Annotated in this window: 9 protein-coding genes; 2 read left to right on the forward strand and 7 right to left on the reverse strand. The window is 64.2% G+C overall.

Annotated features, from left to right (window positions below):
* The first annotated feature begins 16 nt into the window (after positions 1–16).
* Positions 17–1,633: an acyl-CoA carboxylase subunit beta gene (locus I6F35_RS00345; RefSeq protein ID WP_225115648.1), complete on the forward strand. Its 1,617-nt coding sequence runs from the start codon at positions 17–19 to the stop codon at positions 1,631–1,633.
* Between the two features lie 120 nt (positions 1,634–1,753).
* Entirely contained in the window at positions 1,754–3,706 is a 1,953-nt protein-coding gene (locus I6F35_RS00350) for an acetyl-CoA carboxylase biotin carboxylase subunit (RefSeq protein WP_225115649.1), read from the forward strand.
* Between the two features lie 92 nt (positions 3,707–3,798).
* On the opposite strand, the gene I6F35_RS00355 is transcribed toward I6F35_RS00350, so the two are convergent.
* From I6F35_RS00355 to I6F35_RS00385, 7 genes are all read right to left on the reverse strand, one after another.
* Positions 3,799–4,797 carry a dipeptide ABC transporter ATP-binding protein gene (locus tag I6F35_RS00355; protein ID WP_225115650.1) on the reverse strand — a complete coding sequence of 333 codons (999 nt, stop codon included), beginning with the start codon at positions 4,795–4,797 and terminating at the stop codon, positions 3,799–3,801.
* Complete coding sequence (locus I6F35_RS00360) at positions 4,794–5,807, reverse strand: ABC transporter ATP-binding protein (RefSeq protein WP_225115651.1); 1,014 nt, start codon at positions 5,805–5,807, stop codon at positions 4,794–4,796. Before I6F35_RS00360 ends, I6F35_RS00355 begins: the two co-directional genes overlap by 4 nt.
* Before the next feature lie 102 nt (positions 5,808–5,909).
* Positions 5,910–6,803, reverse strand: a complete 894-nt coding sequence (locus I6F35_RS00365) for an ABC transporter permease (RefSeq protein ID WP_225115652.1) — start codon at positions 6,801–6,803, stop codon at positions 5,910–5,912.
* A 3-nt stretch (positions 6,804–6,806) separates the two neighbouring features.
* Positions 6,807–7,754, reverse strand: a complete 948-nt coding sequence (locus I6F35_RS00370) for an ABC transporter permease (RefSeq protein WP_225115653.1) — start codon at positions 7,752–7,754, stop codon at positions 6,807–6,809.
* Between the two features lie 53 nt (positions 7,755–7,807).
* Entirely contained in the window at positions 7,808–9,403 is a 1,596-nt protein-coding gene (locus tag I6F35_RS00375) for an ABC transporter substrate-binding protein (protein WP_225115654.1), read from the reverse strand.
* A 147-nt stretch (positions 9,404–9,550) separates the two neighbouring features.
* Positions 9,551–10,438: a TauD/TfdA family dioxygenase gene (locus I6F35_RS00380; protein WP_225115655.1), complete on the reverse strand. Its 888-nt coding sequence runs from the start codon at positions 10,436–10,438 to the stop codon at positions 9,551–9,553.
* A gap of 126 nt (positions 10,439–10,564) precedes the next feature.
* A complete protein-coding gene (locus tag I6F35_RS00385) occupies positions 10,565–12,115 on the reverse strand; it encodes an AMP-binding protein (protein WP_225115656.1) in 1,551 nt (516 codons plus the stop codon).
* Positions 12,116–12,124: the final 9 nt, after the last annotated feature.

The following is a 12,124-nucleotide window of genomic DNA, read 5'->3' on the forward strand; positions in this document are numbered from 1 at the left end:
GGAGAGGGCTGAGCCCATGGCCATCATCGAAAACACCATCTCGCCCTCCGGCGCCGCGTTCCAGGCCAATCGCGATGGCATGCTCGCGCTGGTCTCCCGCATGCGTGCGCTGGAACAGCGTACCCGCGCGGCGTCCGCCGCGGCAAAGGACCGCTTCCACAAGCGCGGGCAGCTCCTGCCGCGCGAGCGGGTGGCGCTGGTGCTCGATCCCGGTTCGCCCTTCCTCGAACTGTCGACGCTCGCCGGCTACATGTTCGACGTCGCCGACGCCGAAAAGAGCGTGCCGGGTGGCGGGCTGATCGCCGGCATCGGCTTCGTCTCCGGCATCCGCTGCATGGTCAGCGCCAATGATGCGGGCATCGATGCCGGCGCGCTGCAGCCCTATGGCCTCGACAAGACGCTGCGGGTGCAGGAACTGGCGCTGGAGAACAAGCTGCCTTACGTGCAGCTCGTCGAAAGCGCCGGCGCCAATCTGTTGCGCTACCGCGTCGAGGACTTTGTCAGGGGCGGCAACATCTTTCGCAATCTGGCGCGGCTGTCGGCCGCCGGCCTGCCGGTCGTGACTGTGACGCATGGCTCGTCCACCGCCGGCGGGGCCTATCAGACCGGGCTCTCCGATTACATCGTGATGGTGCGCGGCCGCACCCGCGCCTTTCTCGCCGGGCCGCCGCTGCTGAAAGCCGCAACCGGTGAGATCGCGACCGAGGAGGAACTCGGCGGCGCCGAGATGCACACCTCGATTTCCGGCCTCGGCGATTACCTCGCCGAGGACGACCGCGACGCCATCCGGATCGCGCGCGATATCATGTCCGGTCTCGAATGGGATCGGCGCACGGTCGCGAACGCGTCGTTCAAGCCGCCGCGCTATGATGCGGAAGAATTGCTCGGCATCATGCCGATGGACCACAAGCGTCCCGTCGACATGCGCCAGGCGATCGCGCGTTTCGTCGACGATTCCGATTTCACCGAGTTCGGCGCCAATTACGGCCCGGCCACCATCTGCGGCCATGCCCGCATCGAGGGGCAGGCGATCGGCATCATCACCAATAACGGCCCGCTCGACCCGGCCGGCGCCAACAAGGCCACGCATTTCATCCAGGCCTGCTGCCAGTCGCGCACGCCGCTGCTCTATCTGAACAACACCACCGGCTACATGGTGGGCAAAGCCTATGAAGAGGCCGGCATGATCAAGCACGGCTCCAAGATGATCCAGGCGGTGACCTCGGCGACGGTGCCGCAGATCACGATCTACTGCGGCGCCTCGTTCGGTGCCGGCAATTACGGCATGTGCGGCCGCGGCTTCCATCCGCGCTTCTGTTTCTCCTGGCCCAATGCCAAGACCGCGGTCATGGGCGGCGAGCAGGCCGCCGAGACCATGGCGATCGTCACCGAAGCCGCCGCCGCGCGGCGCGGCAAGCCGGTCCCGAAAGAGAAACTGGATGCGATGAAGGCCGAGATCATCGGCGTGTTCGACGGCCAGATGGACGTGTTCTCCACCAGTGCGCGCGTGCTCGACGACGGCGTGATCGATCCGCGCGACACCCGCAGCGTGCTCAGCGAGGTGCTTGCGATCTGCCGCGAGGCGGAGGCGCGCAGTCCCCAGCGCATGCAGTTCTCTGTGGCACGGCCATGATTAGAGCATGATCCGGAAAAGTGGAAACCGGTTTTCCGAAAAGATCATGCTCAAAGCAAAGAGATGAGATCATGATCCGATTTTCGTCTAATCGGATCATGATCGAGTGACGGGGGTGGGATGTTCTACCGGATCCTGATTGCCAATCGCGGCGAGATCGCGCTGCGGATCATGCGCACCGCGCGGCGGCTCGGCTATGGCGTGGTCGCCGTCTATTCCGATGCCGACCGCGATGCGCTGCATGTCCGCGAGGCCGATCACGCGGTGCGCATCGGCGAGGCGCTGCCGTCGCAATCCTATCTCAAGATCGATGCGATCATCGCCGCGGCCAAGGCGAGCGGCGCCGGCGCCGTGCATCCCGGCTACGGCTTCCTCGCCGAGAACGAGGAGTTTGCGCAGGCTTGCCACGACGCCGGCCTCGTCTTCATCGGTCCCGCGCCGGAGGCGATCCGCGCGATGGGCAACAAGGCCGGTGCCAAAGAGATCATGCAGAAGGCCGGTGTGCCCTGCGTGCCCGGCTATCAGGGTGCCGACCAGAGCGACGAGGTGATGCTGGCGGAAGCCAGGAAGATCGGCTTTCCCGTGATGATCAAGGCGGTCGCCGGCGGCGGTGGCCGCGGCATGCGGCTGGTTGCCGACGCTGCGTCGTTCCCGGATGCGCTGCGCAGCGCGCGCTCGGAAGCGCAGGGTGCCTTCGGCGATGCAACGGTCATCCTGGAGCGCGCGATCATTAATCCCCGTCACATCGAGATCCAGGTGTTCGGCGACCGTCACGGCAACGCCATCCATCTCGGGGAGCGCGACTGCTCGGTGCAGCGCAGGCACCAGAAGCTGATCGAGGAGGCGCCGTCGCCGGCGGTGTCGCCCGAGTTGCGGGCGCGGATGGGCGCGGTTGCGGTCCAGGCGGTGAAGGCGCTTCACTACGAGGGCGCCGGCACGCTGGAATTCCTGCTCGACGGCAGCGGCGATTTCTACTTCATGGAGATGAACACGCGCCTGCAGGTCGAGCATCCCGTCACCGAGGCGATCACTGGGCTCGACCTGGTCGAACTGCAGTTGCGCGTGGCCCGTGGTGAGCCGCTCGGCGTGAAGCAGGAGGACATCACATTCTCCGGCCACGCGATCGAGGTGCGGCTGTGCTCGGAAGACGCGGCCCATGATTTCATGCCGCAATCCGGCAGGATGGCGCGCTGGCGGATGCCGGAAGGCGTCCGCGTCGAGCACGCGCTGCAATCGGGCTCGGAAATCCCGCCGTTCTACGACTCCATGATCGCCAAGATCATCAGCCATGGCGCCGACCGGCGCGAGGCGCAGAGCAAGCTGATCGTCGCGCTGGAGCAGGTTGAAGCCTTCGGCGTCACCACCAACCAGGATTTCCTGATCTCCTGCCTGCGCCACCAGGCATTTGCGCGCGGAGAGGCCACGACATCGTTCATTCCGGCGCATCGCAATGAGCTGCTGGCGCCGCGCCCGAACGAAAGCGCCGATGTGGCGCTGGCGGCGCTCTTGCTCTACGTCACCCATCCGCACGCGCCGCCCTGGCGCAGCGGCCGCTCGCTCGCGGCGACGTTCCCGCTGGCATTGCGTGTCGATCTCGGCCGCGGCCTGCGCGAGGTCGAGATCGTGCGCGAGCGCGACGGCTTCTATGTCGCCGACGTCGGGGGGCGCGCGCATCGCTTCGAGATCGATGACCTTGGCGCGGACGCGATTCGCTATCGCACCAATGGTCTCATGGCGCGCGCGAAATTCCTGCGCGACGGCGATCGTCTCTATATCCTGAATCATGACGTCACCCTCGCGGTCCGTGACCTGACGCTGGCGCCGCCTGAAGCCGCCACAGGAGCCAATGGCGACGGCAAGGTCCGCGCCGCCATGAACGGCCGCGTCGTCGCGGTGCTGGTCAAGCCGGGCGACCAGGTTGCCGCCGGCCAGCCCGTGATGACGCTGGAAGCGATGAAGATGGAGCACGTGCACACGGCCGGCGTGGCGGGCACGGTGTCGGCGATCGACGTCGCCGAAGGCGAGCAGGTGACGACGGGGAGGATTGTCGTCGAGATCGAGGCGGCGGCCTAACCACCGTCATTGCGAGGAGCAAAGCGACGAAGCAATCCATAACTCCGCGTGTGGTGACATGGATTGCTTCGCTTCGCTTGCAATGACGGCGATTAAGCTGAGTTCGCCCGCCCCGTTCCCTCATTCAGCCAGCACGCCACCTGATGTCTTGCGCCCGCGTCCACCAGCGGCGGTCGCTCGAGCTTGCAGCGATCCATCGCGTAGCGGCAGCGTGTATGAAAGGCGCAGCCGGAGGGCGGGTTGATCGGGCTCGGCACGTCGCCTTCGACCAGCGGCGTCAGCCGCCTGATCCGAGGGTTGGCGACCGGCACCGAGGCGAGCAGCGCCTGGGTGTAGGGATGGCGTGGATTGGCGAATAGCTCGGCCTTGTCAGCGATCTCGACGATGCGGCCGAGATACATCACGGCGACGCGGTGGCTGATATGGGCGACGACGGCGAGATCATGCGCGATGAACAGATAGGAAAAGTTGCGCTGGCGCTGCAGGTCGATCAACAGGTTGATCACCTGCGCCTGGATCGAAACGTCGAGCGCGGAGACCGGTTCGTCGCAGACGATCAGGCTCGGCCCGAGCGACAGCGCGCGTGCGATGCAGATGCGCTGGCGCTGGCCGCCGGAGAACTGATGCGGATAGTTCTTCATCTGGTCGGGCCGCAGGCCCACCTGCTGGAACAGTTCCGCGACGCGTTCCCGCTTCTGCTCGCCCGAGGCCAGTCCGTGTACGCTCAAGGGTTCGCCGACGATGTCGCCCGCGGTCATGCGCGGGTTGAGCGAGGCGAACGGATCCTGGAACACGATCTGCATCGAGCGCCGATAGGGACGCAGCTCCGACTTGCTCAAGCGCGTGATCGCCTCGCCGTTCAGCCGGATCTCGCCGCTCGATGGCTCGACCAGCCGCAGCACGCTGCGCGCCACCGTCGACTTGCCGCAGCCGGATTCGCCGACCAGCCCGAGCGTCTCGCCGGGAGCCAGCGAAAAGCTGACGCCATCGACCGCATGCACGGTGCCGACCTGCCGCCGCAGCACGCCGCCGCGCACCGCATAGTGCTTCACGAGGTCGGTGACTTCCAGCAGCGGCTGCACCTCGCTCATGACGCCTCCGCCATTTCGCCCGCCCGCCAACACGCAGCAAGATGCCGGCCGCCGAAATCGCCGAGCGGCGGATATTCCTCGCGGCAGCGTGGGATCGCGAACCGGCAGCGCGGCGCGAACGCGCAGCCCTGCGGCAGTTTCGTCAGCGATGGCACCATGCCGGGGATTTCGACCAGCCGCACATCGGCCTTTGCGTCAAGCGCGGGCACAGCCGGGATCGAGGCCATCAGGCCGCGCGTATAGGGATGCAGCGGATTCTCGAACAGCGCCTCGACGCTCGCCTCCTCGACCTTCCTGCCGGCATACATCACGATCACGCGCTGCGCGGTCTGCGCGACCACGCCGAGATCGTGCGTGATCAGGATCAGTCCGGTGCCGAGCTTCTTCTGCAGGTCGACCATCAGCGCCAGGATCTGCGCCTGGATCGTCACATCCAGCGCAGTCGTCGGCTCGTCCGCGATCAGCAGCACCGGCCGGCAGGCCAGCGCCATCGCGATCATCGCGCGCTGGCGCATGCCGCCCGAGAGCTGGTGCGGATATTCCTGCGCGCGCCGCTCCGGCTCGGGGATGCGGACCAGGCGCAGCATGTCGACTGCCTGTTTCCAGGCTTCCCTGCCGCTGATGTCCTGATGCAGGCGCAACGCTTCCGTGATCTGGTCGCCGATCCGCATCACCGGATTGAGCGAGGTCATCGGCTCCTGGAAGATCATCGAGATGCGGTTGCCGCGGATCTTGCGCATCGCCTCGTCATCGAGCGCGAGCAGATCCTTGCCTTCGAGCACGATCTCGCCGCCGACGATCCTGCCGGGCGGATCCGGCACCAGCCGCATCACTGAGAGCGCGGTCACGCTCTTGCCGCAGCCGGATTCGCCGACGATCGCCAGCGTCTCGCCGCGGCGGACGCTGAAGGAGACGTCGTCGACCGCCTTGAACAGTCCTGAATTGGTGAAGAACACGGTTTTCAGGTTCTTCACCTCGAGGACCGGTTCTGTCTTGCTTGCTCCGTTCATCAGATCGGAATGCCTCTTCTTCGAATTGTCATTCCGCTCTGTCTCCTTTGTTTGAGCATGATCTTTTCGGAAAACCGGTTCCCCACTTTTCCGGATCATGCTCTAGCCGCGCTGCCTTGGATCGAGAATGTCGCGCAGGGCGTCGCCGAACAGATTGGTGCCGAACACCGCCAGGCTGATCGCGATTCCCGGGAAAATCACGAGCCATGGCGCGACGCGCACATATTCGGCGGCTGATTCCGAAAGCATGCGGCCCCACGATGGATAGGGCTCGGGAATGCCGAGACCGAGAAACGACAAGGACGCCTCCGTCAGGATGGTGGAGCCGAGCTGCGCGGTCGCGAGCACGATCAGGGGCGCCAGCGTATTTGGCAGCACGTGGCGCAGTGCGATCCGCATCTCGCTCATGCCGATCGACTTGGCCGCTTCCACGAACGGCAGTTCGCGCAGCGCCAGCGTGTTGGCGCGGATCACGCGCGCGACCGTCGGGATCAGCGGGATCGCGATCGCGATGATGACGTTCGGCAGCGACGGGCCGAGCGCGGCCGTCATCACCAGCGCCAGCACCAGCAGCGGCAGCGACTGCAGGATGTCGGTGATGCGCTGGAACAGGAGATCGACCCAGCCGGAGAGATAGCCGGAGGCGAGCCCCACAATGACGCCGATCGAGGCGCCGAGCGCGGTCGAACCGATACCGACCGCCAGCGAGATCCGCGCGCCATAGATGATGCGGCTCCAGACGTCGCGGCCGAACGAATCGGTTCCGAACCAGTGCCGTGCGTCCGGCGCGGCCAGACGATGCGCCGAATCGACCGCAAGCGGATCGTAGCGGCTGATCAGGTCGGCCGAGAGCGCCATCGCGACGAACAACACCATGATGATGAGGCCGATCGTGCCGAGCAGATAACGCTGCGCAAGGAAGGTCAGCCGCCGCCACCCGTGAGTGGCGTCAGCGCCGGCGCGTTTCAGTTCGGCATCGAAGTTGATGACTGCCAAGAGTTAATCTCCGTAGCGAATGCGCGGGTCGATCGCGGCGTAGAGCATGTCGACCGTGAAGTTGACGACGACCACGACGACCGCGAGGAACATCACGAGGTTCTGCACGATGGGATAATCGCGCCAGCGCAGCGCCTCGACCAGGAAGCGGGCGATGCCGGGGATGTTGAACACGGTCTCGGTGACGATCAATCCGCCGATCAGGAACGCCGCCTCGATGCCGATCACGGTGATGACAGGCAGCACCGCGTTCTTCAGCGCGTGGTGATAGTTGACGGAAGCCTCGGAGGCGCCCTTGGCGCGGGCGGTGCGGATATAATCCTGCCGCAGGATCTCCAGCATCGAGGAGCGGGTGATGCGCATGGTCAGCGCCGCGCTGCGGAAGCCGACCGCCATCGCCGGAATGCAGTAGATCGCGAACGCCTCGGCCCAGGTCTGCGGATTGGGGTTGAAGATCGGCATCCAGCCGAGCATCGACACCGAAGCCATCAGGATCAGAAGCCCGAGCCAGAACGATGGCAGCGACAATCCGCTCAGGCTGACCACGCGCAGGGCATAGTCAAGCCGCGTGCCCTGATGCACCGCGCTGAGCACGCCCAAGGGAATGCCGATCGAGGCCGAGAACAACAGCGCAAGGCCGGCGAGCTTTGCCGTGATCGGGATCCGCGGCAGGATCTCCTGCAGCGCCGGTTTCTCGGAGACATAGGAATAGCCGAGATCGCCGTGCAGCAGGCCGCCGATCCAGCTCAGATATTGCATCACGATCGGCTGGCTGAGGCCGAGTTCCTTCTCCAGATTGGCCTTGTCGGCAGGATCGACATAGCCGGCAGCGTCGAACAGGATATCGACGATGTTGCCGGGCACGACGCGCAGCAGCACGAAGATGATGACCGAGATCCCGAACAGGGTCACGAGCATCAGGAAGAGGCGCCTGACGATATAGGCTAGCACCTGGCCTTCCTCCCTGATCCGCCTTCGACGCCTATCTCGCGTGCGACCGGAGATTACTTATCCATCCAGACGTCTTCGTAACGGTAGCCGTTGTAGGAGCTGTTGGACATCACCGTGACGTTCTTGACGTAAGGCTGCCAGCAGGTTCCGGTGCGGCTATGCAGGATGATGGGCCGCGCCACGTCTTCCTGCAGTTTCTTGTCAATCTCCCAGACCAGCTTCTTGCGCTTGTCGGCATCGGTTTCGGCCGACTGCTCGTTGAACAGCTTTTCGATCTCGCGATTGCAGTAGTTGGTGTAGTTCCGCTCGGATTCGCAGGAATAGTTCTCGTAGAAAGACTGGTCAGGCTCGTCGACCGCGTTGCCGGTGAGGTTCAGGCCCAGCGAATAGTCCTTGCGCGCGACCTTCGGGAACCATTGCGCGGTGTCGACAACGTCGAGCTCGGCGTCGATATAGATGGTCTTGAGCTGGTCGATCAGGATGATGGCCGGATCGCGGTAGATCGGGATATTGCGGGTCGATACCTTGATCTGCAAATGCTTGTCGGGCCCGTAGCCCGCCTTCTGCATCAGCTTGCGGGCCTGCTCGCGGTTGGCGTTGACGTCGGGGTCATAGCCCGGGATCGTCTCCAGCATCTCCTTGGGCATCGCCCACAGTCCTGATGGCGCGGGCTGCATGGTGCCGCCGATATCGGCCTGGCCCTCGTACAGGATCGAGATGAACGCCTTGCGGTCAATGGTGAGCGCGAGCGCGCGGCGGATGTCGAGATTGTCGAACGGCGGAGCCGACGAGTTGATGATGATGTTGGTGGCGACGTTGCTTGGCTCCACCACGCATACGGCATTGGGCGCCTGCGTTTTGACGTCCTTGAGCAGCGGGATCGATACTTCGGTCGGGAACGTCATGTCGAACTTGCCGGAGACGAAGCCCAGGATCGCCGTCGAGCGGTTCGGGACGATGGTGAATTCGATGCCGTCGAGATAGGGCAGGCCCTTCTTTAGGTAGTCCGGGTTCTTGGTCAGCTTGATCGACTCGTTGGCCTTGAACTCGACGAACTTGAACGGACCGGTGCCGATCGGCTTGGTGCGCATCTCCGCCGGCGTAACGTGGCAGGGGTAGATCGGCGTATAGCCGGAGGCGAGCAGCGATAGCAGCGCCGGTTGCGGCCGCTTCAGGTTGAAGGAGGCCTCGTAATCGCCATTGGTAGAGACGTCGCTGACCTGGTCGTACCAGGACTTGCGCGGGTTCTGGCGGAACTTCTGCTGCGACTTGCCCATCAACAGGTCGAAGGTGCATTTGACGTCAGCCGATGTGAACGGCTTGCCGTCATGCCACTTGACGTCCTTACGCAGCTTGAATGTCAGCTTTTTCTTGTCGTCGCTCCAGGCCCAGCTCTCCGCCAGTTCCGGCATGATCGTGTGGACGCTGTTCTGCGGAACATGCTGGTCGAAGATCACCAGGTTGTTGAAGACCGGCATGAAGGGAACATTGAAGGAATAGCTTGCGCCCTCGTGGATCGAGGCGCTGCCCGGACTGTCGCGGTGATACATTTTGAGGATGCCGCCGGACTTCGGTTCCTGCGCCAGCGAAACATCGTAAGCCGAAAGCCAACACAACGCTGCCACGGCAAGCGCTCGCACGCTCCGCATCATTTCCTCCCGATGTTCGGTCTCTATGGCCGATTTGGCATGGAGGATACCATGGCGAGACATCTGAGCAACCAGCGTCGTGCGCGTGAGGCTTGGCAATTCGCATGAATTGCCGAGCCTGCGACCTTCGGCGCTGCACTGCGGCCGCTATTCCGCCGCTTGCGGCGACGGCAGGCCCATGGTGGTGAGACCGTCGGCCTCGGTTGCCGAGATCGTGGTGCGGATCATCAGTCGCGGCTCATGCGCCGGCCATGGCCGTCCGCGATGCATGGTGGCGCGATTGTCCCACATCACGACGTCGCCTTGCCGCCATTTGTGCAGGTAGGCCGTTCCCGGCGCGGTCGCTGCCGCCATCAGCTCATCGATCAGCTTCTTGCCCGCGGCAGCGCTCATGCCTTCGACTGCATAAGCGTGCGATGCGAGATAAAGCGCGCCACGGCCATTGGCGGGATTGCGCCACACCATGCGCCAGCACACCGGCGGCAGCACCGCCATCTCCTCGGGCGTCGCAAGGCCCGGTGCGATCTGGCCGCGCGAATGCGCGTAGGAATGCCAGGCGAAGGAATTTTCGAGCTGCTTTGCCAGCCCGTCGTCGAGCAGCTCGAACGCAAGGCGCGTGGAGACGAATTCGGTTTCGCCGCCATGACCGGGAATGACTCGCGCCGACAGGATCGAGGTCAGCGCCGGCACGCGCTTGAAGGAGGAATCGGTATGCCAGAGCTGGTTGGCCTTGCTGCGCAGGGCCTGACGGTGATCGGGCGGCACCACCCTGCCGTCGGGACCGATGGTCGTGAGGATCACGAAATGCGACCCCGTCCCCATGGAACCGACCTTTGTCACTTCCGGCGGGCCGAAGCGGCGCGAGAATGCCAATTGTTTTTCGTCTGATACATCCTGGTCGCGAAACACCAGGACGGAATGCGTTTCAAACGCCGCACGCATTGCAGCATAGGCAGCATCGCTTCTTGCGACTTGGTCAAGCGTCACGCCGCGAATTTCCGCAGCGAATCCCGGACCCACCCGGACCACGTCCATCGGCCGTTCTCCCCGAATTTTCTTGTTACGAAACGTTTAGGGGAAATCCCGATACCGAGCAACGCGGCGGCCTATCAACCCATCGCGATCAGGCTCTGTCGTCCACGTCGAGCCCGATGCGCCACGTCACACGATGCGTGAGGTCTTGTTGCCCCAATAGCGGTCGCGCAACAGGCGCTTGTAGAGCTTGCCGGTCGGCAGCCGCGGCAGTTCCGCCTCGAAATCGATCGAGCGCGGCACTTTCTGGCGCGACAGCGATTGCGCGCAGAACGCGATCAGCTCCTCGGCAAGGTCCGGTCCCGGCGTCACGTCGCTCATCGGCTGCACCACCGCCTTCACCTCCTCGCCGAGATCGGGATTGGGGACGCCGAACACCGCGGCGTCCGCGACCTTGGGATGGGTGATCAGGAGGTTCTCGCATTCCTGCGGGTAGATGTTGACGCCGCCGGAGATGATCATGAAGGTCGAGCGGTCGGTGAGATAGAGATAGCCGTCGTCGTCGACATAGCCGACGTCGCCGACCGTGCTCATGCTGCCGTCCGGCGAACGCGCCTCGCTGGTCTTGGCGGGATCGTTGAAATATTCAAAGGGCGAGGCGGTCTTGAACCACACCGTGCCCGGCGTCCCTTTCGGGCTGGGCTGCATGTTCTCGTCGAGGATATGCAGGTCGCCCAGCAGCACCTTGCCGACAGTGCCGCGATGCGCAAGCCACTCCTCGGTGTTGCAGGCGGTGAAGCCGAGACCTTCGGTCGCGCCGTAATATTCGTGGATGATCGGCCCCCACCAGTTGATGATGTCCTCCTTCACGAGCGCAGGGCAGGGCGCGGCGGCGTGGATCGCGATCTCCAGCGACGACAGGTCGTAGCGGCTGCGCACTTCCTCCGGCAGCTTCAGCATCCGCGAGAACATGGTCGGCACGAGCTGCGAGTGCGTGATGCCCCATTGCTCGACGAGCTGCAGATAGCGCTCGGGATCGAAACTCTCCATGATCACGACGGTCCCGCCGACGCGGATGGTGAGATTGACGGCCGCCTGCGGCGCCGAATGATAGAGCGGCGCCGGCGACAGGTAGATCATCCCTTCGCGGTAGTGCCAGAGTTTCTGCAGGAAATCGAACAGCGGCAGTTGCTGCGATGGCGGCTGCTCCGGTAACGGCCGCAGGATGCCTTTGGGCCGGCCTGTGGTGCCGGACGAATAGAGCATCGCGGTGCCGATGGCTTCATCCTCGATCGGCGTCGCGGGAAGGCTGGAGGTCGCCTCGCGCAGGCCGACGATGCGATCGCTTTCTCCATCACCGTCGGCGACGATACAGAGCTCGACCCGCGGACATTCCTTCAGCGCCTCGCGCGCGACGTCGAGCTTCGCCTTTGATGTGATCAGGATGCGCGACTGGCTGTTGGTGAGGATATAGGCGAGCTCGCCCGGGGTCAGATAGGAGTTCACGCAGGTGAAATAGAGGCCGGAGCGCTCGCCGGCGCCGCAAGCCTCGAGATAGCGACTGTTGTTTTCCATGAAGATCGCATAGTGGTCGAGCCGCCTCAATCCGCGCTTTCGAAACAGATGCGCCAGCCGGTTGCTGCGCGCCTCGAGTTCGCGATAGGTGACGGTCTCGCCCGTCGCAGCCATGATGAAGGCGGGTTGCAACGGGCGCAGATAAGCATGCTTTCCAGTGTACATTGGTGGACA

It is taken from the genome of Bradyrhizobium sp. BRP22, assembly GCF_020194175.1.
Taxonomy (GTDB): Bacteria; Pseudomonadota; Alphaproteobacteria; order Rhizobiales; family Xanthobacteraceae; genus Bradyrhizobium.

Excerpts from the sequence above, each read along its gene's own strand:
- I6F35_RS00345 (WP_225115648.1), top strand. The coding sequence starts at position 17 with ATGGCCATCATCGAAAACACCATCTCGCCCTCCGGCGCCGCGTTCCAG.
- I6F35_RS00350 (WP_225115649.1), top strand. The coding sequence starts at position 1,754 with ATGTTCTACCGGATCCTGATTGCCAATCGCGGCGAGATCGCGCTGCGG.
- I6F35_RS00355 (WP_225115650.1), bottom strand. The coding sequence starts at position 4,797 with ATGAGCGAGGTGCAGCCGCTGCTGGAAGTCACCGACCTCGTGAAGCAC.
- I6F35_RS00360 (WP_225115651.1), bottom strand. The coding sequence starts at position 5,807 with ATGAACGGAGCAAGCAAGACAGAACCGGTCCTCGAGGTGAAGAACCTG.
- I6F35_RS00375 (WP_225115654.1), bottom strand. The coding sequence starts at position 9,403 with ATGCGGAGCGTGCGAGCGCTTGCCGTGGCAGCGTTGTGTTGGCTTTCG.
- I6F35_RS00380 (WP_225115655.1), bottom strand. The coding sequence starts at position 10,438 with ATGGACGTGGTCCGGGTGGGTCCGGGATTCGCTGCGGAAATTCGCGGC.
- I6F35_RS00385 (WP_225115656.1), bottom strand. The coding sequence starts at position 12,115 with ATGTACACTGGAAAGCATGCTTATCTGCGCCCGTTGCAACCCGCCTTC.